Here is a 24620-nt window from a genome sequence, read left to right as displayed (position 1 = left end):
TTCCTTTCTCGGGGGACGGTTGTTCAGGGCACGCGGACGGCGGCGGAGAGAGACTCGGTCGACGACGCGGCGGGGCGCCCGGACGATGCGTGATCAGGCCCGTTCCGCCGTCGCCGTCGGACGGCGTCTCGAACGGCGCGGAGGCCGCCCGACACCGCCGCCAGCGCCACCGCGGCGCCCGCGATCGACGCGCCTGCGGCGGTGCCTCCGTACCAGGACACGAGCAGCCCGATCAGCACCGCCGCCGAGCCGATCATCGTGGCGAGCGCCATGATCGCGGGGATCCGGGCCGCCCAGGCGCGAGCGGCGACGGCCGGCGCGAGCAGCAGGCCGACGACCAGCAGCGTGCCGACGGCCTGGTAGGAGGCGACGACCGCCAGGGCCACCAGGCCGACCAGCGCGACCTGCGCGACGCGCGGCCGCAGTCCGAGCGTGTGCGCGATACGGGCGTCGAAGGCCGTGGCGACGAACGACCGGTGCATCGCCGTCGCGACGACGCAGGTGACGACCGCAGCCGCGGCGAGCAGCGCAAGGTCCTCCGGACGGACGGCCAGGATGTCGCCGAACAGCAGCGCCGTGGCGTCGGTGGCAAAGCTGCGCGAGTGCGAGACGATGATGACGCCCAGCGAGAGCATGCCGACGAAGAGCAGCCCGATGCTCGTGTCGTACGAGAGGCGACCCCGCCGCTGCAACAGCCCGATCGCCGCGCTCATCGCGACCGCGCTCAACGCGGCGCCGAGCACGACAGGGGCGCCCACCACGGTCGCGATCGCGACACCCGGCAGCATGCCGTGGCCGATCGCCTCGCCGAGGAACGCCATCCCGCGGATCACGACCCAGGTTCCGACCACGCCGCACACGAGGGCGACCAGCACGCCGCCGCCGAGCGCGCGCAGCACGAAGTCGGCGTGGAAGGGGGCGATCAGCCAGTCGAGAGTGGACACGGATGACGAGGCTAGCCGAAAATGAGAATGATTATCAATCGCTATGATCGAGGGATGCCCACCCACCGCCCCGCGATCCTCACGCGGTCGCTGTCCTTCGGCTACGGACCGACGGACGTCATCGCGGACATCTCGGTCCACATCCCCTACGGCACGGTCACCGCGATCGCGGGGCCGAACGGCGCGGGCAAGTCAACCCTGCTGGAGCTCATGGCCGGCGTGCTGAGCCCGCGCGCGGGCACGGTCGAGCGCGCCGAACCGCCGGCGCTGGTGGTGCAGCACCCGGCCGCGCCCACGAGCCTGCCGCTCACCGTCCGCGACGTCGTGGAATTGGGGCTGTGGGCGCGCGCGTCGTCACTGCCGGCGACGAGGGGTGCGCGTCCCAAGCATCGTGCTGCGGTGGTGAGCGCGATCCACCGCGTCGGCCTGGAGGGTCTCGAGCGCCGGCCGTTCGCCGACCTCTCCGGAGGTCAGCGCCAGCGTGCGCTGCTCGCCCAGGGGATCGTGCGCGCGCCGGCGCTGATCCTGCTCGACGAGCCGGCCGCCGGCCTCGACGCCGCCAGCCGCTCGCGCACGAGGCAGATCCTCGCGGAGGAGGCGCAGCGCGGCGCGGCGGTCGCGTGCGTCACGCACGACCCCGAGTCGATAGCCGCGGCCGACCGCGTGATCCGCCTGGACAGCGGGCGCGCGGCGACCGACCCGGCCGCCTGACGTCAGTTCGAGGTGAAGCCGACCAGCACGCCGCCGGTCACCTTGACCGCCAGGTTGTAGATGCCGGCGAGCACCGCGCCGAGCACGGTGACGACCACCAGGTTGAGGATCGCGATCACGGTCGCGAACGCCATCACCTGCGGCAGGCCGATGAACTGCGAAATCGAGAACTCCTGCGAGAAGCTCTGGAACAGCTCGTCCATCTGCGCGATCAGGCCCGTGGTCTGCAAGACCATGTAGATCAGGAAGAACGACACGATCGTCACCACTGCCAGCGCGACCGCCGCGAGGAACGACAGCTTCACGGCCGACCAGAAGTCGATGTACACCAGTCGCAGGCGCACCTGCTTGGCGCTGGTCTTGTGGGTGGACTTCTTGGCGAGCTTGTCGGCTACCGTGCTCATGCGTTGTCTCCGGGGGTCTCGGGAGCGGAGGCCTCGCCGTCGTCCTCGGCGTCGCCCTCCTCGACCGCGACGGCACGCTCGGTGTTGCGAGCGATGGCGAGGATGCGGTCGTCCTTGTCCGGACGCGCGAACAGCACGCCCATCGTGTCGCGGCCCTTGGCGGGGACCTCGGCAACGGCCGAGCGTACCACCTTGCCCTTGGCGAGAACCACGAGCACCTCGTCGTCCGCGGAGACGATGAGACCGCCCGCCAGACCGCCCCGCTCATCCGACAGCTTCGCGACCTTGATGCCCAGTCCGCCGCGCCCCTGCACGCGGTACTCGTCGACGTGCGTGCGCTTGGCGAAGCCGCCCTCGGTGACCACGAACACGTAGCCCTCGGACCTCGCGACCGACGCCGACAGCAGGTCGTCGCCCTCGCGGAACGACATGCCCTTCACGCCGCTCGTCGAACGTCCGAGCGGGCGCAGCGCCTCGTCGGTCGCCGAGAACCGCAGCGACTGCCCGCCGCGGCTGATCATCAGGATGTCGTCGCTCGAGTCGACCAGCAGCGCGCTGACGAGCTCGTCGTCCTCGCGCAGCTTGATCGCGATGATGCCGCCCTGACGGTTCGAGTCGTACTCGGTCAGGCGCGTCTTCTTCACGAGGCCCGCACGGGTGACGAGCACCAGGTTCTCGGCGGCCTCGTAGTTCTTCAGCTCGATGATCTGGGCGATCTGCTCGTCCGGCTGCAGCGCCAGCAGGTTCGCGACGTGCATGCCCTTCGCGTCGCGCCCGGCCTCGGGCAGCTCGTACGTCTTGGTGCGGTAGACCCGCCCCTTCGTGGTGAAGAACAGCAGCCAGTGGTGGGTGGTCGTGACGAAGAAGTGCTCGACGACGTCGTCCGCGCGCAGCTGTGCGCCGCGCACCCCCTTGCCGCCCCGCCGCTGCGACCGGTAGTTGTCGCTCCGCGTGCGCTTGACGTAGCCCTCACGGGTGACCGTGACGACCATGTCCTCCTCGGCGATGAGGTCCTCCATGGACACGTCGCCGTCGAAGCCGTGCAGGATGTGCGTGCGCCGCTCGTCGCCGAAGCGGTCGACGATCTCGGTGAGCTCGTCGCGGACGATCGTGCGCTGACGTCCCTCGTCGGCGATGATCGCCTTGAAGTCCTCGATCTGCGCCTCGAGCTCGGCGGCCTCGTCGACGATCTTCTGGCGCTCCAGGGCCGCGAGTCGACGCAGCTGCATCGACAGGATCGCGTCGGCCTGGATGTCGTCGATCTTCAGCAGGCCCTTCAGGCCCTCACGTGCCTCGTCGACCGTGGGCGAGCGACGGATGAGGGCGATGACCTCGTCGAGGGCGTCGAGCGCGGCCAGGTAGCCGCGCAGGATGTGCATGCGCTCCTCGGCCTTGCGCAGCCGGAACTGCGTGCGGCGGACGATCACCTCGAGCTGGTGGGTGATCCAGTACCCGATGAAGCCGTCGAGCGGCAGCGTGCGCGGCACGCCGTCAACGATCGCCAGCATGTTGGCGCCGAAGTTCGTCTGCAGCTCGGTGTGCTTGTAGAGGTTGTTCAGCACCACCTTCGCGACCGCGTCGCGCTTGAGCACCACCACGAGGCGCTGGCCGGTTCGGCTCGACGTCTCGTCGCGGATGTCGGCGATGCCGTTGACCTTGCCCTCGCGGGCCAGCTCGCCGATCTTCACCGCGAGGTTGTCGGGGTTCACCTGGTACGGCAGCTCGGTGATCACGAGGCACGTCCGGCCCTGGATCTCCTCGATCTCGACGACCGCGCGCATCGTGATCGAGCCGCGGCCCGTGCGGTACGCCTCGAGCACGCCCTTGGTGCCGAGGATCTGCGCGCCGGTCGGGAAGTCCGGGCCCGGGATGCGCTGGATGAGCCCCTCGAGCAGCTCCTCGCGCGGCAGCTGCGGGTTCTCGAGCGCAAACAGCGCACCGTCGGAGACCTCGCGCAGGTTGTGCGGCGGGATGTTCGTCGCCATGCCGACCGCGATGCCGACGGAGCCGTTGACGAGCAGGTTCGGGAACCGCGCCGGCAGGACCGTGGGCTCCTGGGTCTCGCCGTCGTAGTTCGGCTCGAAGTCGACGGTCTCCTGCTCGATGTCGCGCACCATCTCGAGCGCGAGGGCCGCCATCTTCGTCTCGGTGTACCGCGGGGCCGCGGCGCCCTGGTTGCCCGGGGAGCCGAAGTTGCCCTGCCCCTGCGCGAGCGGGTAGCGCAGCGACCACGGCTGGACGAGACGGACGAGGGCGTCGTAGATCGCCGAGTCGCCGTGGGGGTGGTACTGACCCATGACCTCGCCCACGACGCGGGCGCACTTCGAGAACTTCTTGTCGGGACGGTACCCGCCGTCGTACATCGCGTACACGACGCGGCGGTGCACGGGCTTCAGACCGTCACGCACGTCGGGCAGCGCGCGCCCGACGATCACGCTCATCGCGTAGTCGAGGTAGCTGCGCTGCATCTCCGACTGGAGGTCGACCTGGTCGATCCGGCCGTGATTGTGCGCGGCGTTCACGTCGGGACGCTCTTCGTTCTCGTCAGTCATGTGTCTCTTCGCTTCATCAGGAGGTTCGTTTCCACCGTTTCGACTCGCTTCGCTCGCTCAACGACCGGGTCCGGGGGATAAGGCCGGAGTCCGCAGGAGTCGAAGCACGTCGACTAGATGTCGAGGAACCTCACGTCCTTCGCGTTGCGCTGGATGAACGAGCGCCGGGACTCGACGTCCTCACCCATCAGCACGGAGAAGATCTCGTCGGCGGCGGCCGCGTCGTCGATCGTGACCTGCCGCAGCGTGCGGGTCTCGGGGTTCATCGTCGTGTCCCACAGCTCGTGGTCGTTCATCTCGCCGAGACCCTTGTAGCGCTGGATGCCGGCCTCCTTCGGGATGCGCTTGCCGGAGGCCGCGCCGTCCTTGAGCAGCGCGTCGCGCTCACGGTCGCTGTAGACGTACTCGTAAGGCGAGTTGGACCACTTCAGCCGGTAGAGCGGCGGCATGGCGAGGTAGACGAAGCCCGCCTCGATGAGGCCGCGCATGTAGCGGAACAGGAGGGTGAGCAGCAGCGTGGTGATGTGCTGGCCGTCGACGTCGGCATCCGTCATCAGCACGATCTTGTGATAGCGCGCCTTCTCGATGTCGAACTCCGGGCCGATGCCCGTGCCGAAGGCCTGGATCATCGCCTGGACCTCTTTGTTGCCCAGCGCCTTGTCGATGCGTGCGCGCTCGACGTTCAGGATCTTGCCGCGCAGAGCGAGGATCGCCTGCGTGTGCGGGTCGCGCCCGCCGACGGCGGAGCCGCCGGCCGAGTCGCCCTCCACCAGGAAGATCTCGCTGATCGACGGGTCCTTGGACGTGCAGTCCTTCAGCTTGTCGGGCATGGCCGCCGACTCGAAGACGCTCTTGCGCCGCGCGGTCTCGCGGGCCTTGCGGGCGGCGAGCCGGGCGGTCGCCGCGTCGATGGCCTTGCGGATGACGTTCTTCGCCTGCTGCGGGTTGCGCTCGAACCAGTCGGCCAGCTGGTCGCCGACCACCTTCTGCACGAACGCCTTCGCCTCGGTGTTGCCGAGCTTGGTCTTCGTCTGGCCCTCGAACTGGGGCTCGGACAGCTTCACGGAGATGACGGCGGTCAGGCCCTCGCGCACGTCGTCGCCGGTGAGGTTGTCCTCCTTCTCCTTGAGGATGCTGTTCGCGCGCGCGTACTTGTTGACGAGGGTCGTGAGCGCCGCACGGAACCCCTCCTCGTGCGTCCCGCCCTCGTGCGTGTTGATCATGTTCGCGTAGGTGAAGACGTTCTCGCTGTACGAGGTGGTCCACTGCATCGCGATCTCGACCGACATCCGGCCGTCGGCCTGCTCCTGCTCGAACTGGATGATGTCCTCGTTGACGTGGTCGGCCTTGCGCACCTTGTTGAGGTACTCGACGTAGTCGACGAGACCGCGCTCGTAGTGGAAGACGTTGTGCCGCTTGACGAGCTCGGTCGAGCCGTCCTCCTTCTGCACCTCCTCGATGGAGTCGGCGCGCTCGTCGTACAGCTCGATGCGCAGGCCCTTGTTGAGGAACGCCGTCTGCTGGAACCGGGTGCGCAGGGTCTCGTAGTCGAAGGCCGTGGTCTCGGTGAAGATCGCCGCGTCGGGCCAGAAGGTGATGACCGTGCCGGTCTCGTCGGTCTCCTCGCCCTCCTCGATCGCGCCGATCGGGACGCCGCCGTTCTGGAACGACTGCCGCCAGACGTGGCCGTCGCGCTTCACCACCGCGTCGAGGCGCGTCGACAGCGCGTTGACGACCGACGAGCCGACGCCGTGCAGGCCGCCCGACACGGCGTACCCGCCGCCGCCGAACTTGCCGCCCGCGTGCAGCACGGTGAGCACGACCTCCAGCGTCGACTTGCCCTCGGTCTTGTGCATCGCGACCGGGATGCCGCGGCCGTTGTCGTCGACGCGCAGGCCGCCGTCCTCGAGCAGCGTGACGACGATCGTGTCGCAGTATCCCGCGAGGTGCTCGTCGACCGAGTTGTCGACGATCTCGTAGACGAGGTGGTGCAGACCGCGGGGGCCGGTGGAGCCGATGTACATGCCGGGCCGCTTGCGGACGGCCTCGAGACCCTCGAGGACCTGGATCGCGTCGGCGCCGTACTCGCCTCCGACCTTCATTCCGCTGGTCTCCGCAGAGGGGGTCGGGTCCGTCGGCGCGTTCTGCTCGTCCTGGTTGTCACTCGTCATCTGACAGGGCGCTCCACATCTGTATTCGGGTGCCCCGCCATCCTATCGAACGGCGGGTCCCCCATCGGCCGTGACAGGCCCACAGGCGCGAGAAAAACGAACCGGACACCCCTGGACGTGGCCTAGCCGTAGGTATCGCGCGGGCCCCGCCCTGGAATCGATCTGCGACCCCATTTCCAGGTGGGGACGTCCGGCCCGACGAAGCGCACCGACTCGACCCCCGCCGCGGGGTAGCGCGTGACGATCTGCGTCAGGATGTGCGACCGCATATAGGAGAGGTTCTTCGCCCACGCCGTCGAGTCGCACTGGATGGTGAGCATGCCGCCCTCGAGCGACACCGGGCTGGAGTGCTGCGCGGTGTCCGCGCCGGCGACGTCCTCCCACTGGCGCACCAGATCCTCCCGCGCCAGCTGCGGTGCCCACCCGTTCGACGTCGTGAGCTTGTCGAGGGCGTCACCGAGCGAGCCGGGATCGCGCCCGGCGGTGAACGGCTGGTTCTCGTCGTCGTCCCCGCCGCGGCGACGACGCTTCTTCCACTGCGCGCGCTTGCTCGGCTTGAGGCCGCGCAGCCGGAGGTACGTCGCGATCGTCTCGGGGATGTCGTCGCTCATGCGTCGCCGTCCGCCGATCGCGCGTCGTCGCCCGCGGGGGCCGGCGCCGCGGGCGACATCGCCTCGGGCCGCTCCAGCGGGTGGTCGCTGAGCGTGCCGAGCACGCGACCGGCCTCGATCCGCACCGCGTTCGCCCGCAGGGCCTCCGGGACGTCGCCGGCGACCGCCGCGGTGACGAGCACCTGCTCGTAGCCGGCGACGACGCCCGCGAGACGCGCGCGCCGGTCGGCGTCCAGCTCGGCGAACACGTCGTCGAGGATCAGCACGGGGTCGCCGCCCGGCGACTCGGCGCGAAGCAGCTCGGCGGACGCGAGGCGCAGGGCCAGCGCGACCGACCACGATTCGCCGTGCGACGCATACCCCTTCACAGGGAGGCCCCGCACCCGAAGGAGCAGGTCGTCGCGATGAGGCCCGACCAGGGTCAGGCCCCGCTCGAGCTCGGCCGCGCGCCGTTCCTGCAGCGCGGAGCGGAAGAGCTCGGCGGTCGCACCGGACCGGGTCGCCGCGCCGCCCTGCGCGACCTCGCTCGACTCGGGATCGCCTCCCCGCACGGACAGAGCCCATTCGAGCTGCGGCCGGTGGTCCTCTCCCGCGATCGCGGCGTACGCCTCGGCGACGGGCGAGGCGAGGTCCTGCGCCAGCCGGGCCCGCGCGTCGATGATCTCCGACCCGAGCGCGACGAGCTTGTCGTCCCACACGTCGAGGGTCGGCAGCTGGGCGTTCTTCATGCCGCGTGCCCGCGCCGACTTCAGCAGGGCCGTGCGCTGACGAAGGGTGCGGTCGTAGTCGCCCAGGACCGCCGACATCCGAGGGGTGCGCTGCACGAGCAGCTGATCGGCGAAGCGCCGGCGCGACGACGGGTCTCCGCGCACGATCTGCAGGTCCTCCGGTGCGAACAGGACGACCTGGGCATAGCGCGGCAGCTCGTTCGTGCGAACGGGGGAGCCGCCGATGCGGGCCTTGTTCGACCCCTGCTTGTTCACCTGCAGCTCGAGCGTCACGCGGCGTTCGCCGTGCGCGAGCCTTGCACGGATGAAGGCGGCGTCCTTGCCTTCGAGCACCAGCGGGGCGTCGGCCGAGACCCGGTGCGATCCGAGCGTCGCGAGGTAGGCGATCGCCTCCGCCAGGTTGGTCTTGCCCTGGCCGTTGCGGCCGACCAGCACGTTCGGGCCGGGTCGGAGCTCGAGCTCCGCCTCCGCGTAATTGCGGAAGTCCTTGAGACTCAGGTGCTCGACGATCATGTTCCACTCCGCGGGCGAAGCGCGCCGCCCCATCGGTCGTCGAGCGAGGAGCGAAGCGACGAGTCGGAACGGTCACGCCTCTCGCGGCTTGTGCTCACGGACATGTTGCTCCGTTTCGACTCGCTTCGCTCGCTCAACGACCGGACAGCGGCGGCGCGATGCGCCGCTCGAGCCGCTACCGCAGCAGCAGGTTCGGCTGCAGCAGGTACTTGAACGAGTCCGCGCCGGCCTGGTCGACCGACGTCTGGCTCGTCACCAGCACGGGGCTGAGCTTGTTGGCGTTGTCGCTCGACGTGAACGTGATGCGCACGAACTCGCTCTTCACCGCGGAGAGCGACTCGAGGAGGTACTGCGGGTTCAGGCCCAGCGTGACGTCCTCGCCCTGCAGGTGCGCGTCGACGGACTCGGAGGCGCGTGCCTGCTCGCCGCCGGAGGCGTCCATCGTCACCGACGAGGTGGTGAACGTGAACCGCAGCGGCGCCGACCGGTCGAGCACGAGGGCGACGCGGCGCACGGCTTCGGTGAGCTCGCCGGTGTTGACGACGGCGTAGTGCTCGGTCTGCTCGGGGAACAGACGGCGGACGGGCGGGAAGTTGCCCTTGATCAGCAGCGAGGTGACCGTCTTGTTGCCGGCCGTGAAGGCGATGATCTCGCGGTCGCCCGATCCGGAGAAGGCGATCGAGATGTTGCCGCCGTGCGAGAAGGTCTTGCCGACCTCCTGCAGGGTGCGCGCCGGCACCAGGGCGTGCGCCTCCTCCTGTCCGCCGTCCCAGTCGATGTCGCGGAGCGCCACGCGGTACCGGTCGGTGGCGACGAGGCTGAGCTGCTGACCCGTGACCTCGAGCTGCACGCCGGTGAGGACGGGGGTGACGTCGTCGCGGGAGGCGGCGAAGGCGACCTGCGCGATCGCCGTGGCGAAGTCGTCGGCGGGGACGAGCCCCGACTCTCCGGAGACCTCGGGGATGGCGGGGTATTCCTCGACGGGCATCGAGGCGAGGTTGAAGCGCGCCGAGCCGCAGGTGAGGGCGATGTTGCCGTCCTCTTCGGTGGTCATCTGGATCGGTGCGTTCGGCAGGCGGCTGGCGATGTCGGACAGCAGTCGACCGTGCACGAGGATCGTGCCGGGCTCGTCGATGGTCGCCTCGATCGTCGTGCGAGCCGACGCCTCGTAGTCGAACGCGGACAGCGCGAGCGCACCGTCCTCGGTCGCCTCGATCAGCACACCCGCCAGGATCGGCTGGGGGTTGCGCTGCGGGAGCAGCTTGACGACGAACGAAACGGCCTCACTGAAGACGTCACGGTTGACGTGGAACTTCACGTAGCGCTCCCTCGAATGACACACGACCGCGGATCCGGCCGCCATGGGAATCCCATGCTAGTGCCCCGCTCCGATTCGTGTGATTCCGGCTTCACAGCCGTGAAGGTCATCGCAGGCCCGAAGAGAAGAAGAGATCTCTTAACGGTGTTAACGCCTGTGGAAAATGTGGATAAGTCTGTGGATCCTTGTCGCGCGTAGGGAACTACACAGGTGTGAGATGTGGATCCGCTGCGGACGGACGGGGGACGGAACCGAGCTCGCGACGAGGGACGGATCGCGTGCATCCACATCGCGTTCGCGTGTCGTTCACATCCCTCAGGGCGTGTCTCAACAGTTATCCACAAGTTTTCCACACTGGGGAGAAGTCTTATAGAGGCTCGTCCGGAAGGCTGTCAAGCGCGGATCGGGGCATACGTCACACGAGCCGACACGTGCGGAGGCGGGAATGCCGCGCGGGTCGGTCAGGCGGGGCTCAGGAGGCGCACTGGCGCACCGTCCTGCCAGGCCAGGACGTCCTCGAGGGCGTCGGCGTAGAAGAGGGAGTACTGCTCGCGCGTGACGTAGCCGAGGTGCGGGGTGAGCAGGGTGCGGGGCGCGCTGAGCAGCGGGTCGTCGGCGGGCAGCGGCTCGCGGTCGAAGACGTCGAGCGCCGCGCCGCCGATCGTGCCCGATCGCAGGGCCTGGATCAGGGCCGGCGTGTCGACGAGGCCCGCCCGCGCTGTGTTGACCAGGAGCGATGACGGCCCGAGCGCTGCGAGCTCCGTCGCTCCCACGACGTGTCTCGTGCTGTCGGACAGGCGAAGGTGCAACGTCGCGATGTCCGAGCGCGTGAAGAGCTCTTGCTTGTCGACCGCCGTCGCGCCCGCGGCGACCGCGCGCTCGGTCGTGAGGTGCGGGCTCCACGCGAGGACCTCCATGCCGAACGCCCGGGCGTACTCCGCCATCCGGCTGCCGATCCTGCCCAGCCCGACGATGCCCAGGGTGCGTCCGTGCAGCTCGGTGCCGATCGCCGTCTGCCAGCGGCTCCCCTCACGCAGCACCGCCTGCTGACCGGGGATGTCGCGGACGGCGCTCATCAGCAGCCCCCACGACAGCTCGGGCGCGGCGTGCGCCGAGCCGCGGGTGCCGCACACGGCGATGCCGAGCTCGGCGGCCGAGGCGACATCGATCGCGGCGTTCGCCTGTCCCGTCGTGATCAGCAGTCGCAGCCGTGGCAGACGCTCGAGCACCCGCCGCGGGAAGGGCGTGCGCTCCCGCATCGCCACGACGGCGGTCGCGTCGACGAGCGCGCGCACCAGGGCGTCCTCGTCGGGATGGGGCTCGTGCAGGGCCCGCACGTCCCATCCGGCGAGCTCGTGCCACGGAGCGAACCCGCGCGCCGCATCCTGGTAGTCGTCGAGCAGGATGATGACGCGCGTCACGGTCGCTCCGTCAGCGGCGGCCGAGCTGCGTGGTGATCTCGGTCACCTGGTTGTAGATCGAGCGGCGCTCCTTCATGAGCTCGCTGATCTTCTTGTAGGCGTACATCACGGTCGTGTGATCGCGGCCCCCGAAGAGCTGGCCGATCTTCGGCAGCGACAGGCTCGTGCGCTCGCGGCACAGGTACATCGCGATCTGCCGGGCCTGCGCGACGGCCTGCGACCTGCTCGAGCCGTAGAGGTCGTCGACGGTGAGCTTGAAGTAGGACGCCGTGGCGGTGATGATGTCGTTCTCCGAGACGACGTTCTCCTCGGTCTGGTCGACGATGTCCCGCAGCACGTTCTGGGCGAGCTGGATGTCGACGTCCGAGCGGTTCAGGCTGGCGAAGGCGGAGACGCGGATCAGAGCGCCCTCGAGCTCGCGGATGTTGGTCGAGACGACGGTGGCGATGTACTCGACCACGTCGTCCGGGATGTAGAGGCGTTCCGACTGCGCCTTCTTGCGCAGGATCGCGATGCGGGTCTCGAGGTCCGGCGCCTGCACGTCGGTGATGAGGCCCCACTCGAAGCGGGAGCGCATCCGGTCCTCGAAGCCCGTGAGGTGCTTGGGGGCGACGTCCGACGTGATCACGACCTGCTTGTCGTGGTCGTGCAGGGTGTTGAACGTGTGGAAGAAGGCCTCCTGCGTCTCGGCCTTGCCCTGGAGGAACTGGATGTCGTCGATCAGCAGGATGTCGACGTCGCGGTAGCGGGCGTTGAACGCGGCTCCACGGTTGTTCGCGATCGAGTTGATGAAGTCGTTCGTGAACTCCTCGCTCGACACGTACCTCACCCGCACCCCCGCGTACAGGTTCTGCGCGTAGTTGCCGATCGCGTGGAGGAGGTGCGTCTTGCCGAGTCCCGAGTCGCCGTAGATGAACAGCGGGTTGTACGCCTTCGCCGGCGCCTCCGCGACGGCCACCGCCGCGGCGTGCGCGAAGCGGTTGGACTGGCCGATGACGAAGTTGTCGAAGGTGTACTTCGGGTTCAGACGCGTGTCGTTGCGACTGGGGGTCTGCGGCTCGGGCGTGGGATTGTCGGCCACCGGGCGCTGCGGCTGTGCGGGCGGCTCCGCGACGGGGGGCAGGTTCGCGGGGAACTGCGGCTCGGAGAGCTCGGGGTTCACCGTGACGCGGAAGGACTGCGCGTCGTCGCCGATGCGGGCCAGCGCCTCCATGATGGGCTCACGCAGGCGCTTGGTGATCTGCGCCGCGGTCAGATCGTTCGGCACCGCCAGATACAGCGTCCCGCCCATCACGCCCTCGGCGGCGACGAGGCTCAGGAAGCCCTTGAGCTGCGGTGTGACCCGGGTGTCCTCGTCCAGCTGGGCGAGCACCGCTCGCCAGACCGGGACATCCGGGATCCGCTGTCCGGGCGGAACGTCTTGCGTGGACATGGTCCCCCTCATGAGTCCTGCACGATCCACAGGGCATCCTCGCGGAGTCGATGTCTCGGCGTGAACACGGGCATCGGCCTGTGGATAACTTCTGCAACGCTAGTCATCCGAGGGCCGCACGGCAAATGTGTGTCCCGGATCGGGGATCCTGGGACGCCGGCGCGAGCGGAGCGACGACACCGTCGCCTGCGCACGCCGTTCGGGGTCGACGTCGGGCTCGAGGCGTGTCCCTGCCCGGCGCGGTCCGCGGCTGTGGAGATACTGTCAGGTTGCCGGCGCTGGTTTGCGCGAATCGCAGGACCGGACGTACTCTAGATCGGTTGACTTATGCCTTCTTGGCATTCCCGTACACATCCACGTCTCCGGCAGACTTCATCCCGGTGACACCTTCTCCGGAGTGATCCCATGAGCAAGCGCACCTTCCAGCCCAACAACCGTCGTCGCGCCAAGAAGCACGGCTTCCGCGCCCGCATGCGTACGCGCGCCGGCCGCGCGATCCTCGCCGCCCGTCGCGGCAAGGGCCGCGCCGAGCTGTCGGCGTAACCCCGCCGGCACCGCTCCCCTGGCCGTGCTCGCGAGGCCGAGACGACTGACCCGCGGGGACGACTACAGGTTCGTCGTCCGCAGGGGTGGTCGTTGTGCGGGAGCCCACACGGTGACGCACGTCGTGATGACAGCCGAACCGCGCGCTGCGCGGTTCGGCTTCATCGTGTCCAAGGCCGTCGGCGACGCCGTCACCCGCAACACCGTCCGCCGGCGCCTCAAGGCCGTGTGCGCCGAGGCGCTTCCGGACGTGCGCGACGGTGCGGACGTCGTCATCCGCGCGCTGCCCTCGTCGGCGACGGCGACCTATCCGGAGCTCCGCGCCGAGGTGACCCGCTGTCTCGCGCGGCGGGCCGCACGAGAGGGCGTCGCCTCGTGAGCGTGCTGCCGGCGTCGGCCCGCGGCTCGGCCCGCTTCCACGCGACCGACGCTCTCGCATCCGTGCCGCTGCTGCCCCGCAACGCGGGGCTCTCCCTGCTTCACGGCTACCGGGCCGTCATCTCGCCGCTGTACGGCGACGTCTGCCGCTACTACCCGTCGTGCTCGGCCTACGCGGTCACCGCGGTGCAGCAGCACGGCCTTGTGAAAGGATCGGTGCTCGCGGCCGCGCGCATCGCCCGGTGCCATCCCTGGGCGGCCGGTGGCCAGGACGACGTGCGTCCTCACCCGGCCTACCGCTACGACCTCACCCCTCACGGCTTCGTCGTGCCCCGTCGAAAGGACTGATCCCTCGTGGATTTCCTCGGAACCATCCTCTGGCCCCTGAAATGGGCCGTCGAGCTCATCCTCGTGGCCTGGCACTGGCTGTTCACCGCGGTGGGCCTGCCGGCGGCGGGCGGCATCACCTGGATGCTGTCGATCCTCGGCGTGGTGCTGGTCGTGCGCGGTGCGCTGATCCCGCTGTTCGTCCGGCAGATCAAGAGCCAGCGGGCCATGATGGAGCTCGCGCCGGAGATCAAGAAGATCCAGGACCGCTATCGCGGCAAGCGTGACCAGCTGTCTCGCGAGGCCATGAGCCGCGAGACCATGGACCTGTACAAGAAGCACGGCTCGAGCCCCCTCAGCGGCTGCTGGCCCCTGCTCGTGCAGATGCCGATCTTCTTCTCGCTGTTCTACACGCTCTCCGATGTGAAGCGGCATGCCGATGCGGGGACCGGCGGTGTGGGCGCCCTGAGCGCCGAGCTGACCAAGCAGTTCAACGACGCGAAGCTGTTCGAGCTCGCACCGTTCCACGAGACGCTGCAGAACGCCTGGGCCACGCGGCCCGAGGGCTGGGTCGCGACGGTCGTCATCATGGTGATCCTCGTCGTGCTCATGATCCTGTCGCAGTTCTTCACGCAGCTGCAGATCATCTCGAAGAACCTCTCCCCCGAGGCCAAGACCGGCCAGGCCTACCAGATGCAGCGCATCATGCTCTGGGTGCTGCCGTTCGCGTTCGTCTTCTCGGGCGTCTTCTTCCCGCTGGGTGTCGTCCTCTACTGGTTCTTCAGCAACCTGTGGACCATGGGGCAGCAGTTCGTCGTCATCCGTGAGATGCCGACCCCCGGCTCCGAGGCGGCGAAGGCACGCGAGGAGCGCCTCGCCCGCCGGGGCAAGGCCCTCAACTCCAAGGGCAAGGTCGTGTCGATCGCCGAGTACGAGGAGGAGCAGCGCCTGCTCCTCGAGGAGGTCGAGAAGCGCAAGGCGGCCCAGCCCAAGCGGCAGCAGCCGATGGGCAAGCAGCGCGCGAAGAAGCAGGCGCAGCAGCGGACGGACGCGCCGCAGGCCCGCGGGGATGACGACGGCGACACTGTCGCCACGACGAAATAGTTGTTCTGACCAGGCATTTCACGAAGATCAGCGAACGCAGAGGATAGCCAAGATGAGCACCACCCAGGACACGGGCGACGTTCCCACCCCGGCCGACCTCGAGACCGAGGGCGACATCGCCGCGGACTACGTCGAGGGCCTGCTCGACATCGTGGACGTCGACGGCGACCTCACGCTGGACGTGAAGCAGGGACGTGCGTACGTCTCGGTCGAGTCCGAGGGCGACTCGCTCTCAGCGCTCGCAGACCCGGACACCGTTCAGGCGCTGCAGGAGCTCACGCGACTCGCGGTCCAGGCGAAGACCGGGCGGTTCTCGCGGGTCATCCTCGACGTGGGCGGGTCGCGGGACGCGCGGCAGCGCGAGCTCGGAAAGCTCGTGGACGCCGCCGTGGCGCGGCTGGACGAGGGCTCGTCGCAGGCGTCGCTTCCGGCCATGTCGAGCTACGAGCGCAAGCTCGTGCACGACATCGTGGCCGAGCGTGGACTGGTCTCCGAGTCTTACGGCGAGGGCGCCGATCGTCACGCCGTCATCCGACGCGCCTGATGAGCGAGGGCCTCGAGCCGGAGCCCGGTGCGGCCGTCGAGCTGTTCGGTGATCGTGTCGAGCTCGCGCGCCGGTTCACGACCGCTCTCGCGGAGCACGGCGAGCAGCGGGGGCTGATCGGGCCTCTCGAGCTGCCGCGACTCTGGACTCGGCACGTGCTGAACAGCGCGATCGCCGCTCCCCTGTTCCCCGCCGGGGGGACCGTGGGCGATGTGGGCTCCGGCGCCGGCCTGCCGGGCATCGTGCTGGCTATCGCTCGTCCCGACATCCGCTGGGTGCTCATCGAGCCGATGGAGCGCCGTGTGGCCTGGCTCGACGAGCAGGTCTCGGGGCTCGGGCTCGACAACGTCGAGGTGCTGCGGGCGCGTGCGGAGGAGGCGGGCAGGTACGAGGGCATGCTCGACGCCGTCACCGCTCGTGCGGTGAGCGCGCTGCGCACCCTGATCCCCTGGGTCGCGCCATTGGCGCGGGACGGCGGCGAGCTGATCCTGCTGAAGGGCGCCGGCGCCCCCGGCGAGATCGACGCGGCCCAGAAGGCCATTCGCAAGTACCGGCTCTCCGACGTGAGGGTCGAGATCCTCGGCGAGGGGATCCTTGCCGAGGAGACGCGCGTGGTGCGCGCCACGGTGCGCGACTGACGCCAGGCGTGCGGTGGGACAGGTCTGGACGCGGCCTGACGCGGGGCTTGCTGCCCCTCGCGGGGTTGTTTCACGTGAAACACCTCGAAGGTGAAGACCCCAGGATCGTGCGATCAGCCGTGGCCTTCTGTCGGGCTCTCCCACAGGTGCCGTGCCGGAGACGGGGCGACTCGCCTCCTCGGCCCAGACGAATGTTTCACGTGAAACAACGCGACCTCAGTCCACGCTCGGATCCTACCTACGCTCTCGGCCCGAGCGGCGGCACCTGGCGGACGATCTGAGACGGCACCGCGGCCGACGGCTGGACTCGACCGCCCGCTCCCCCGCGGTACCTGTTCCGCCGGTTGCTTCTCGGCGCGATTACCGCCGGACTCCGCTTCACGTGCCGTCTGCTGAGTCGTTGAGCTGCAGAGTGTGGACTCGCAACGCCGTACGCCGCTCGCTCATGGCGATTTGTGGACTCGGGCCGCCGCCGCCCGGGCGTCGATCGCACGGCGCCTTTCTGTATGTGTGCTCTCGCGACGCCATCTGAGCCTTTGTGTCACGGATAACGCGCCGCCAGTCGGAGCTCCGACTACCAGTGGTCGCTCGTGTTTCACGTGAAACATCCGGGATCGCCACCGGCGCGTGGTCGCCATGCCCTCGCGGCCGATGAGGGAACCTCACGCGCCTACGAGTCGGCGTGGGCGCGGCGATGTTTCACGTGAAACGCGCCGGTAGTCTGTTCCCTCATGGAGGGTGAGGGGGGCCGACGCATCGGCCTGGTCGTCAATCCCGCAGCCGGACGTGGCGCGGGCAGGCGGGTCGGCGTCGACGTGGCGCGTGCTCTGGACGAGGCTGGTCACGTCCTCGTGGGGCTCTCCGCGCTGAGCGCGGAGGACGCGCTCGCGCAGGTCGGCCACGCGCTGGCCGAGGGGCTCGACGCGCTGGTCGTGGTCGGCGGCGACGGCATGGTCCATCTCGGTGTCCAGGCGCTCGCGGGAACGCAGGTGCCGCTGGGCATCATCCCCGTGGGAACGGGAAACGACTTCGCCGCAGCCGCCGGCATCCCCCGCGACACCGCCGGAGCGGTGTCGATCCTTCTCCGGGGACTGAGGCGGGGCGGGCGATCCGTCGATCTGCTGCGCGTGACGGGCGGCGGAGTGGACCGCGCGCCGGGGGTGCGTGACTCGGGCGGCGGCGTTCTCGGTGGGACGCGCTGGGTGGCCGGGGCTGTATCCGCCGGGCTCGACGCCGCGGTGAACGCGCGGGCGAACGGCATGAGGTGGCCGCACGGGTCTGCACGGTACGTGCTCGCCGCCCTGCGGGAGATCTTCGCCTACCGGTCCTGGGACTACGCGCTCGAGGCGACGGGCGTCACCGTGGCGCGGGACGGCCGGGGGCGGACCAGCTTTCCCGGGATGCGGCTCGGCGACGCCGAGGCGGGTGGGGCCGGAGCCTTGCGATGGAAGAGTCGTGGCGCTCTGGTGACTGCCGCGAACGGCCGCAGCATCGGCGGCGGCATCCGCATCGCGCCGTCGGCGCGCGTGGACGATGGACTGCTGGACCTCGTGATGGCGCGCGATGTGGGGCGCCTCACGGCCGCGCGGCTCTTTCCACTGATGCTGCTCGGCGCACATCTGCGTTCGCGACACCTCCGGGCGGTGCGGGCCCGGAAGGTGACAGTACGGTCGGGGCGAGCGGACGCTGCGACGCCCCCGGTTTACGGCGACGGAGAGCCGATCGGAACGCTGCCGATCCAGGTCGAGGTGTTTCCTGGATCCCTGACGCTGCTGGCCTGATGTTTCACGTGAAACGGTGGCAGTGGTTTCGAAGCGGCCGCTTTGCTCCTTCGCTCAACCACCAGGGGTGGCGTCGTGTTCTCCCTGCGCTGATTGAGCGAGCGGGAGCGAGTCGCGACCCTCGGTGAAGGGGACATGGCGTGCGGCTCTGTCAGCGGGGGCGGTTAGAGTGGGAGAGGCAGTCCGGCGCGCGAAGGGAAGAGTGTTTCACGTGAAACAGTCCGAGAAGGCGGCGTCGTTCGCACTCCCCGACGACACCCCCCTCGCGCGCGAGCTGGCTGATCTTTCGGCCCGGCGCCGCGCGCTGGAGAACGTCCAGGTCGAGTTCCCCGGGCGGACTCGCATCCTGACGATCTCCAACCAGAAGGGCGGCGTCGGCAAGACCACCACGACGGTCAACATCGCTGCGGCGATCGCCTCGCTCGGCGGCCGCGTGCTGGTGATCGACCTGGACCCGCAGGGGAACGCATCCACGGCGCTCGGCGTGCCCCACAACGCCGACACCCCGAGCATCTACGACGTGCTGATCGACGGCTTCCCCCTCTCCGACGTGGTGCAGACCAGCCCCGAGTCGGAGACGCTGTTCTGCGCCCCCAGCAACATCCATCTCGCCGGTGCGGAGATCGAGCTCGTCACGCAGGTGGCGCGCGAGCAGCGGCTGAAGACCGCGATCGACGATCACGTGCGGGAGCAGGAGACGCCGCTCGACTTCATCCTGATCGACTGCCCTCCGTCCCTTGGCCTGCTGACGATCAATGCGTTCACCGCCGCCGAGGAGGTCTTCCTCCCGATCCAGTGCGAGTACTACGCGCTCGAGGGCCTCAGCCAGCTGCTCGGCAACGTGCGGATGATCCAGAAGCACCTCAATCCGCAGCTGCATCTGTCGACCATCCTGCTGACCATGTACGACGCGCGCACCAAGCTGTCGCAGCAGGTGGCCGATGAGGTGCGCAGCCACTTCTCGGCTGAGGCGCTGAGGACGATGATTCCCCGATCAGTGCGGATTTCCGAGGCCCCGAGCTTCGGGCAGACGGTAATCGCGTACGACGGCAATTCCGCGGGTGCGATCGCGTATCGAGAGGCCGCGGTCGAGATCGTCCGACGCGGCGCAGCGCAGGGCGCGGACAGCGAAGAGAAGGAGTCCTGATGGCGAAGCGTACGGGTCTGGGCCGGGGCATCGGAGCACTGATCCCCACCGCCGAATCGAACGAGGCGCGTCCCGTCGACGTCTTCTTCCCGGGTGCGCCCACGAAGAAGGCCGCGGAGGCTGCGGAGAAGGCGACTGCCCAGGCCGGCAAGGTCAAGGCGGACGACCTCGTTGCGGTGCCCGGCGCGCGCCTGGTGCAGGTCGACCCCCACAGCATTGTCCCGAACCCGCGTCAGCCGCGCACGACCTTCGATCCGGACGACCTGGCGGAGCTGGTGCACAGCGTGCGGGAGTTCGGCGTGCTCCAGCCGGTCGTGGTGCGCGACAAGGGCGACGGCACTTACGAGCTGATCATGGGAGAGCGTCGCACGCGCGCGTCTCGCGAGGCGGGCCTCGCCGAGATCCCGGCCATCGTGCGCGACACCTCCGACGAGGATCTGCTGCGCGACGCGCTGCTGGAGAACCTGCACCGCTCGCAGCTGAACGCGCTGGAGGAGGCGTCCGCCTACCAGCAGCTCCTCGACGACTTCGGCATCACCCAGGACCAGCTCGCCAAGCGGATCGGGCGGTCGCGGCCGCAGATCAGCAACACGATCCGTCTGCTGCGTCTCCCCGTCCCCGTGCAGCAGCGGGTGGCGGCGGGCGTGCTGTCGGCCGGTCACGCCCGGGCGATCCTCTCGCTCGAGGGGCCGGAGCAGATGCAGCGACTGTCGGACAAGATCGTCAACGAGGACCTCTCGGTGCGTGCGGCCGAGACGGCGGCGAAGACGCTTACCGCCGAGAGCGGGCCGCGGTCGCCGCGGCCGCAGCCCGGTGCCCGACGCGCGTTCTTGAACGATGTCGCCGATCGCCTCGGAGACCGCCTCAACACGAAGGTGAAGGTCGATCTCACCTCCCGCAAGGGGCAGATCAAGATCGACTTCGCGACCATCCAAGACCTCAATCGCATCCTGAGCGAGCTCGGCGAAGAGGGCTACGGCAACTGACGGTCGGCGGGGCGGGACCCTGACACCAACCCGCCGAGCAGTCAAGACCCTGGGAACACGTCGGCGTCGTCCGTAGCCTCGCTGTCATGAGCGAGACGACCACCGACCCGCGCGAGCCGTCCGGCTCGTTCCCGTCGCAGGAGCAGCCCAGCCAGCCCGGCCTCACCGGGGAGATGGATCCCACTCCGGATCACGGCGAGACGAGCTGGATCGGCAGGGGCCGCCTCGAGGGGCGGAAGGCCCTGATCACGGGCGGCGACTCCGGGATCGGGCGAGCCGTGGCGATCGCCTACGCCCGCGAGGGTGCCGACGTCGCGATCGTCTACCTCCCCGAGGAGGAGGAAGACGCGCAGGCGACGGAGAGGCACGTGCGTGAGGCCGGCAGGAACTGCGTCATGCTGCCCGCAGACCTCACGGAGGAGCAGGCCTGTGTCGACGTGGTCGGCGCCGCGATCGAAGCGCTGGGCGGCCTCGACATCCTTATTCCGAACGCGGCATACCAGCGTCAGCGCGAAGGCGTGGACGGCCTGACGGCGACGGAGATCGAGCACACCTTCCGAACGAACCTGGTGTCGCCCATGGTCCTCGTTCGTGAGGCCGCGCCTCATATGTCTCCCGGGGCATCCATCATCGTGACGACCTCGATCCAGGCATCCGACCCGTCCCCGGGTCTGATCGACTACGCGATGACGAAGGCGGCCCAGGTCGCCTTCGTGCAGGCGCTCGCGCAGGACCTGGGCCCGAAGGGCATCCGGGTCAACGCCGTCGCCCCGGGGCCTATCTGGACGCCTCTCATCCCCGCGACCGGGTTCCCCGCCGACAAGGTGAAGAACTTCGGCGCCGACACGCCCCTCGGCCGGGCGGGCCAGCCAGTCGAGCTCGCGGGGGCCTACGTCTATCTGGCCAGCGAAGAGGCTTCTTACGTCGCGGGTGCGGTCGTGCCCGTGACCGGAGGAAAGGGGTTCTGACATGCCGAACCGCAGCATTAAGGACGAGGAGCTCTACGAGAAGCTGCGCGACGAGGGCAACTCGAAGGAGAAGTCCGCCCGCATCGCGAACGCCGCGGCACGGGACGGACGCGACGAGATCGGCGAGCGCGGCGGGCACGCGGAGAACTACGAGGACCGCACGGTCGACGAGCTCCGCGGCCGGGCGAAGGAGCTGGGCATCGAGGGTTACTCGGGGCTCAAGAAGGACGAGCTGATCGAGAAGCTCCGCAACCACTGAGTTGGCCCCGGACGCTCAGCCGGCTGGTCGAGCGTCCACGCGCGGGATCGGGCAGTCTAGTTCTCACCGACGACACGCGGAGAGGACGATATGGCTCAAGAACACGGCGCGGAGCCGGTGCTGGTCGTGCCTCTTGACGCGACAGACGAAGATGTCGAGCACGATGGCGTACTGAACCAGGTCGTTTGGGGCCTGTGGCCGGTGATCGCATGGTTGTTGCCGGTGTTTCTCTTTCTGACGCGCATGGCCACCGACAGCGACGGTTGGGAGGCGCTGCTTCTCCTCCTCGCGTCTCCGGTCGTCCTGCCCGTGATTGCGCTGGCAGGACTCCTCCCCCGGTTCATTCTGCGGCGCGAGAGGCGTGGGCGTGTCAGCGCGGGCACTTTCGTGACGACCCTGATGCTCCTGCACTGGTGGGGCATGGCTCTGTTCGCGCTGGCCCAGCGCGGGACAGGCGACTCGGGCAGCCTTTCGTCCTCTCTGCAGTCCTGGCAGTCCTGGCTGCCGCCCGGGCTCAACTCCGCCTTGAGCGTCGCCGGGATGACGATCATGATCGCGGCGTGGCTTGGGGCCGCGGCCTTGGCGGCCAGAGGCTTCGCCCGTGGCCGCAGCGGGCGCGCGTGGACGCCGTGGGCCGCCCTTCTCGCGCCGCCGCTGCTGCTTGCAGCGATTCTCTGTGCGGCGTACATCATTCATCTGTTCGGTGAGCGCGATGCGTCGGGCAACACCGAGGCGGATGTCGTGTGGATGTCGGTCGACGACGCGGTCACCCGAAAGGAGGCGCACTGGGATGCCGCGCAAGAGCACCTCGCGCCGTTGCGGGAGGCCATAACACCGGTCGGCTGGATCGCCCAGGCGGGGTGGTACGACGGGGTTACCTACGGCGACACTCTCGACAGCTACCGGGATCGGGGCGAGTACGCGATGCTTGTCGTCTGGCGGGTCGACATTCCGGTGTCGCCCACCGACGCCGCGTCCACGCTGGAGCGAGCGCTTCCCGAGACGGGCTGGACCGTGCTCGTGCGACCAGAAAACGTGGCCGATTCGGGAGCTGAGTTCCGCGCTGACGGCGAGCACGGCTACGACCTCCTCGTGAGCCTGAACTCCTCCTCGGCCGCCGATTCCGAGCAGGCCGGGACGGCGACGGCGGAGCGGAGCACGACCGTGACCCTCACGATGCGCAGCCCCGACTACTGGACGGAGGGCCAAGGACTACTCGAGTGGTCCGATCTGGCCACCGCGGAGCAGGTCGACGAGGTCTGGGGCGAGGTTCCGCGACGCTTCTCGTTCGACGACTGGCCAGCACTGCGTGCCGTGGCGGCGAAGCCGTGGTAGCGACGCCCTCCGCGTCACACGCGCGTAGCCTGGATGGGTGAGCGACTCCCCCGGACTCCCCCGCCGACGCGCCAGCGTCGAGGTGCTGCGCGCCGAGGCGACGGACGAGCTCGCCGCTCTCATCGACGAGCGGCTGCGCGCGGGTGAGGACCCGTGGGAGTTCATGGAGGACCTGCCGTCGGTCGACGAGCTCGTCGTCTTCACCCTGCGCGCCGAGCACATCGAGGCCGACGGCGGCCTCCGCCCGACGGCGTCGCGCAATCAGCGTCTCCTGCGTCTGATCGCGCAGGAGTACCCGGAGCTGTCGAAGGCCGTGTGGCGCCTCGTCGGCCAGGAGAACACGCATCGACGCTGGGACGCGGTCGTCCGCGTCATCGGCGGCTGAGCCGCACACCCGATGCGCCTGCTGTTGACAGCGGGATCGTGGGCGCTAATGTAAAACCAAATGGTTGTACAAGAGCAGTTCACAGACGATGAGGTGGACCGGATCTTCCGGGCCCTCGCCGACGCGACCCGGCGCGACATCCTCCGCCGCACCCTCCAGGGCGAGGCGACGGTGTCGCAGCTCGCCGCCGCCTATGACATGTCCTTCGCGGCGGTGCAGAAGCACGTCGCGGTGCTGGAGGGAGCGGGGCTGGTGACGAAGCAGCCGCAGGGCCGCGAGCGCCTCGTCCGCGGCGCCCCCGAGCAGATCCGGCGCGCGCAGGCGCTGCTGGATCGATTCGAGCAGATCTGGCGGGGTCGCGTGGCCCGGCTCGACGAGCTGCTCACCGAGAACTGACCCCACACGAATCCGAAAGGCACATCATGCCCGTCACCTCCGTCGAGAAAGACCTCGATGCCCTGACGATGACCATCGTCGCCGACTTCCCGGTGCCCGTCCGCCGGCTCTGGGACGCCTACGTCGACCCGCGCCAGATCGAGCGGTTCTGGGGGCCGCCGGAGTGGCCGGCGACCTTCACCCGTCATGACGTGTTCCCGGGAGGGGCCTCGAACTACTACATGACGGGGCCCGACGGGTCGCGCTCCGGAGGGATCTGGCAGTTCGACGCGGTCGAGGAGGGGCGCTCGTTCACCGTGCGCGACGGATTCGCCCACGAGGACGGCAGCCTGAACACCGACATGCCGACCATGATGATGACCTTCTCCTTCGAGGAGACGGACGGGGGATCGCGCCTGGTCACGGTGACGACGTTCCCGTCCGTCGAGGCGCTGGAGGAGCTCGTGAAGATGGGCATGGAGGAGGGCACCAGGGCGGCCATGGGTCAGATCGACGCCGTCCTGGCGGACCTGCGCTCCTTCGCCGCCGAGCTGCCGACCTCCGCCCAGCTCATCGGCGAGACGCAGGTGCGGATCTCTCGCGTGATCCGCGGCGCCGTCGACGACGTGTGGCGCGCACATCACGACCCGGATCTCGTCAAGCGCTGGCTGCTCGGTCCCGACGGGTGGGTCATGACGGTCGCCGACATCGCGCAGAACGTCGGCGACCGCTTCCGCCAGGAGTGGACGCGTGAGGACGGATCGGACGGCTTCGGCTTCGAGGGCGAGCTGCTCGAGTCGCAGCCTCCGTACCGCGAGGTCACCACCGAGTCGATGATCGGGATGCCGGGAGAGCCGTCGCGGAACGAACTGACCCTCGTGACCGTGGACGCCGGGACCCTGCTGACACTCCTCATCACCTACCCGAGCGCGCAGGTGCGTGAGGAGGTGCTGGCCACCGGCATGACGGACGGCATGGAGACCAGCTACGCGCGGCTGGAGAGCGTCCTCTGACGGCGCCTCTCATGACGAAGGCCCCCGGTGCG

The 24620-nt window shown here is 69.2% G+C and carries 25 protein-coding genes; 16 read left to right on the top strand and 9 right to left on the bottom strand.

Annotated features, from left to right (window positions below; translation table 11 throughout):
* Positions 1–23 precede the first annotated feature (23 nt).
* Positions 24–944, bottom strand: coding sequence for a zinc ABC transporter permease AztB (aztB, locus tag K5S26_RS07240; protein ID WP_221857295.1), 921 nt, complete (start codon positions 942–944; stop codon positions 24–26).
* Positions 945–998: 54 nt separating this feature from the next.
* On the opposite strand from aztB, the gene aztA reads away from it, so the two are divergent.
* Entirely contained in the window at positions 999–1655 is a 657-nt protein-coding gene (gene aztA / locus K5S26_RS07235) for a zinc ABC transporter ATP-binding protein AztA (protein WP_221857294.1), read from the top strand.
* A gap of 2 nt (positions 1656–1657) precedes the next feature.
* Here aztA and K5S26_RS07230 read toward each other — a convergent pair whose 3' ends face one another.
* The 8 genes from K5S26_RS07230 to dnaA all read right to left on the bottom strand — a co-directional run bounded on the left by K5S26_RS07230 (position 1658) and on the right by dnaA (position 12805).
* A complete protein-coding gene (locus K5S26_RS07230; protein WP_221857293.1) occupies positions 1658–2059 on the bottom strand; it encodes a DUF3566 domain-containing protein in 402 nt (133 codons plus the stop codon).
* Positions 2056–4611 (bottom strand): DNA gyrase subunit A, encoded by a 2556-nt coding sequence (gene gyrA / locus K5S26_RS07225; protein ID WP_221857292.1) that lies wholly within the window; start codon positions 4609–4611, stop codon positions 2056–2058. Before gyrA ends, K5S26_RS07230 begins: the two co-directional genes overlap by 4 nt.
* A 113-nt stretch (positions 4612–4724) precedes the next feature.
* Positions 4725–6782 carry a DNA topoisomerase (ATP-hydrolyzing) subunit B gene (gene gyrB, locus K5S26_RS07220; RefSeq protein WP_221857291.1) on the bottom strand — a complete coding sequence of 686 codons (2058 nt, stop codon included), beginning with the start codon at positions 6780–6782 and terminating at the stop codon, positions 4725–4727.
* Between the two features lie 122 nt (positions 6783–6904).
* A complete protein-coding gene (locus K5S26_RS07215) occupies positions 6905–7393 on the bottom strand; it encodes a DciA family protein (RefSeq protein ID WP_221857290.1) in 489 nt (162 codons plus the stop codon).
* Positions 7390–8634 (bottom strand): DNA replication/repair protein RecF, encoded by a 1245-nt coding sequence (gene recF, locus K5S26_RS07210; protein ID WP_221857289.1) that lies wholly within the window; start codon positions 8632–8634, stop codon positions 7390–7392. Before recF ends, K5S26_RS07215 begins: the two co-directional genes overlap by 4 nt.
* 175 nt (positions 8635–8809) lie before the next feature.
* On the bottom strand, positions 8810–9952 hold the full coding sequence (dnaN, locus tag K5S26_RS07205; RefSeq protein WP_221857411.1) for a DNA polymerase III subunit beta: 1143 nt from the start codon (positions 9950–9952) through the stop codon (positions 8810–8812).
* Between the two features lie 461 nt (positions 9953–10413).
* On the bottom strand, positions 10414–11373 hold the full coding sequence (locus K5S26_RS07200; RefSeq protein ID WP_221857288.1) for a D-2-hydroxyacid dehydrogenase family protein: 960 nt from the start codon (positions 11371–11373) through the stop codon (positions 10414–10416).
* Between the two features lie 10 nt (positions 11374–11383).
* Positions 11384–12805 carry a chromosomal replication initiator protein DnaA gene (gene dnaA / locus K5S26_RS07195; RefSeq protein ID WP_221857287.1) on the bottom strand — a complete coding sequence of 474 codons (1422 nt, stop codon included), beginning with the start codon at positions 12803–12805 and terminating at the stop codon, positions 11384–11386.
* Positions 12806–13210: 405 nt separating this feature from the next.
* On the opposite strand from dnaA, the gene rpmH reads away from it, so the two are divergent.
* The 15 genes from rpmH (at position 13211) to K5S26_RS07120 (ending at position 24588) form a co-directional block, all read left to right on the top strand.
* Positions 13211–13348 carry a 50S ribosomal protein L34 gene (gene rpmH / locus K5S26_RS07190; protein WP_055988770.1) on the top strand — a complete coding sequence of 46 codons (138 nt, stop codon included), beginning with the start codon at positions 13211–13213 and terminating at the stop codon, positions 13346–13348.
* A gap of 25 nt (positions 13349–13373) precedes the next feature.
* Positions 13374–13727, top strand: a complete 354-nt coding sequence (gene rnpA / locus K5S26_RS07185; protein WP_221857286.1) for a ribonuclease P protein component — start codon at positions 13374–13376, stop codon at positions 13725–13727.
* Positions 13724–14074 carry a membrane protein insertion efficiency factor YidD gene (gene yidD, locus K5S26_RS07180; RefSeq protein ID WP_221857285.1) on the top strand — a complete coding sequence of 117 codons (351 nt, stop codon included), beginning with the start codon at positions 13724–13726 and terminating at the stop codon, positions 14072–14074. The genes rnpA and yidD overlap by 4 nt, the downstream gene beginning before the upstream one ends.
* Positions 14075–14080: 6 nt before the next feature.
* Positions 14081–15157: a membrane protein insertase YidC gene (yidC, locus tag K5S26_RS07175; protein ID WP_221857284.1), complete on the top strand. Its 1077-nt coding sequence runs from the start codon at positions 14081–14083 to the stop codon at positions 15155–15157.
* A gap of 52 nt (positions 15158–15209) precedes the next feature.
* The gene (locus K5S26_RS07170) at positions 15210–15701 is read left to right on the top strand and encodes a Jag family protein (RefSeq protein ID WP_221857283.1); all 492 of its coding nucleotides are present in this window, start codon (positions 15210–15212) and stop codon (positions 15699–15701) included.
* Positions 15701–16339 (top strand): 16S rRNA (guanine(527)-N(7))-methyltransferase RsmG, encoded by a 639-nt coding sequence (rsmG, locus tag K5S26_RS07165; RefSeq protein WP_221857282.1) that lies wholly within the window; start codon positions 15701–15703, stop codon positions 16337–16339. The genes K5S26_RS07170 and rsmG overlap by 1 nt, the downstream gene beginning before the upstream one ends.
* A 731-nt stretch (positions 16340–17070) precedes the next feature.
* On the top strand, positions 17071–18120 hold the full coding sequence (locus tag K5S26_RS07160; RefSeq protein WP_221857281.1) for a diacylglycerol/lipid kinase family protein: 1050 nt from the start codon (positions 17071–17073) through the stop codon (positions 18118–18120).
* Positions 18121–18331: 211 nt separating this feature from the next.
* On the top strand, positions 18332–19267 hold the full coding sequence (locus K5S26_RS07155) for a ParA family protein (protein WP_221857280.1): 936 nt from the start codon (positions 18332–18334) through the stop codon (positions 19265–19267).
* Entirely contained in the window at positions 19267–20253 is a 987-nt protein-coding gene (locus K5S26_RS07150; RefSeq protein WP_221857279.1) for a ParB/RepB/Spo0J family partition protein, read from the top strand. The genes K5S26_RS07155 and K5S26_RS07150 overlap by 1 nt, the downstream gene beginning before the upstream one ends.
* Positions 20254–20339: 86 nt before the next feature.
* Positions 20340–21221 carry an SDR family oxidoreductase gene (locus K5S26_RS07145; RefSeq protein ID WP_221857278.1) on the top strand — a complete coding sequence of 294 codons (882 nt, stop codon included), beginning with the start codon at positions 20340–20342 and terminating at the stop codon, positions 21219–21221.
* 1 nt (position 21222) lies between these two features.
* On the top strand, positions 21223–21480 hold the full coding sequence (locus K5S26_RS07140) for a DUF7218 family protein (protein WP_221857277.1): 258 nt from the start codon (positions 21223–21225) through the stop codon (positions 21478–21480).
* A 90-nt stretch (positions 21481–21570) separates the two neighbouring features.
* On the top strand, positions 21571–22815 hold the full coding sequence (locus K5S26_RS07135; protein ID WP_221857276.1) for a hypothetical protein: 1245 nt from the start codon (positions 21571–21573) through the stop codon (positions 22813–22815).
* Between the two features lie 37 nt (positions 22816–22852).
* Positions 22853–23200 (top strand): tryptophan synthase subunit alpha, encoded by a 348-nt coding sequence (locus tag K5S26_RS07130; RefSeq protein WP_221857275.1) that lies wholly within the window; start codon positions 22853–22855, stop codon positions 23198–23200.
* A 60-nt stretch (positions 23201–23260) separates the two neighbouring features.
* Positions 23261–23596, top strand: coding sequence for an ArsR/SmtB family transcription factor (locus tag K5S26_RS07125; RefSeq protein WP_221857274.1), 336 nt, complete (start codon positions 23261–23263; stop codon positions 23594–23596).
* A 26-nt stretch (positions 23597–23622) separates the two neighbouring features.
* Entirely contained in the window at positions 23623–24588 is a 966-nt protein-coding gene (locus K5S26_RS07120) for an SRPBCC family protein (protein WP_221857273.1), read from the top strand.
* Positions 24589–24620: the final 32 nt, after the last annotated feature.

It is taken from the genome of Microbacterium marinilacus (genome assembly GCF_019753765.1).
GTDB lineage: Bacteria > Actinomycetota > Actinomycetes > Actinomycetales > Microbacteriaceae > Microbacterium > Microbacterium marinilacus.
This window is presented reverse-complemented; position numbering and strand designations above follow the sequence as displayed.

What these genes read in the sequence shown, in the direction of transcription:
- K5S26_RS07145 (WP_221857278.1), top strand. Translation starts at nt 20,340, where the DNA reads ATGAGCGAGACGACCACCGACCCGCGCGAGCCGTCCGGCTCGTTCCCG.
- K5S26_RS07160 (WP_221857281.1), top strand. Translation starts at nt 17,071, where the DNA reads ATGGAGGGTGAGGGGGGCCGACGCATCGGCCTGGTCGTCAATCCCGCA.
- aztA (WP_221857294.1), top strand. Translation starts at nt 999, where the DNA reads ATGCCCACCCACCGCCCCGCGATCCTCACGCGGTCGCTGTCCTTCGGC.
- K5S26_RS07135 (WP_221857276.1), top strand. Translation starts at nt 21,571, where the DNA reads ATGGCTCAAGAACACGGCGCGGAGCCGGTGCTGGTCGTGCCTCTTGAC.
- K5S26_RS07215 (WP_221857290.1), bottom strand. Translation starts at nt 7,393, where the DNA reads ATGAGCGACGACATCCCCGAGACGATCGCGACGTACCTCCGGCTGCGC.
- K5S26_RS07170 (WP_221857283.1), top strand. Translation starts at nt 15,210, where the DNA reads ATGAGCACCACCCAGGACACGGGCGACGTTCCCACCCCGGCCGACCTC.
- K5S26_RS07125 (WP_221857274.1), top strand. Translation starts at nt 23,261, where the DNA reads ATGGTTGTACAAGAGCAGTTCACAGACGATGAGGTGGACCGGATCTTC.
- K5S26_RS07120 (WP_221857273.1), top strand. Translation starts at nt 23,623, where the DNA reads ATGCCCGTCACCTCCGTCGAGAAAGACCTCGATGCCCTGACGATGACC.
- recF (WP_221857289.1), bottom strand. Translation starts at nt 8,634, where the DNA reads ATGATCGTCGAGCACCTGAGTCTCAAGGACTTCCGCAATTACGCGGAG.
- rpmH (WP_055988770.1), top strand. Translation starts at nt 13,211, where the DNA reads ATGAGCAAGCGCACCTTCCAGCCCAACAACCGTCGTCGCGCCAAGAAG.
- gyrB (WP_221857291.1), bottom strand. Translation starts at nt 6,782, where the DNA reads ATGACGAGTGACAACCAGGACGAGCAGAACGCGCCGACGGACCCGACC.
- gyrA (WP_221857292.1), bottom strand. Translation starts at nt 4,611, where the DNA reads ATGACTGACGAGAACGAAGAGCGTCCCGACGTGAACGCCGCGCACAAT.
- K5S26_RS07150 (WP_221857279.1), top strand. Translation starts at nt 19,267, where the DNA reads ATGGCGAAGCGTACGGGTCTGGGCCGGGGCATCGGAGCACTGATCCCC.
- K5S26_RS07230 (WP_221857293.1), bottom strand. Translation starts at nt 2,059, where the DNA reads ATGAGCACGGTAGCCGACAAGCTCGCCAAGAAGTCCACCCACAAGACC.
- rsmG (WP_221857282.1), top strand. Translation starts at nt 15,701, where the DNA reads ATGAGCGAGGGCCTCGAGCCGGAGCCCGGTGCGGCCGTCGAGCTGTTC.
- K5S26_RS07140 (WP_221857277.1), top strand. Translation starts at nt 21,223, where the DNA reads ATGCCGAACCGCAGCATTAAGGACGAGGAGCTCTACGAGAAGCTGCGC.
- dnaA (WP_221857287.1), bottom strand. Translation starts at nt 12,805, where the DNA reads ATGTCCACGCAAGACGTTCCGCCCGGACAGCGGATCCCGGATGTCCCG.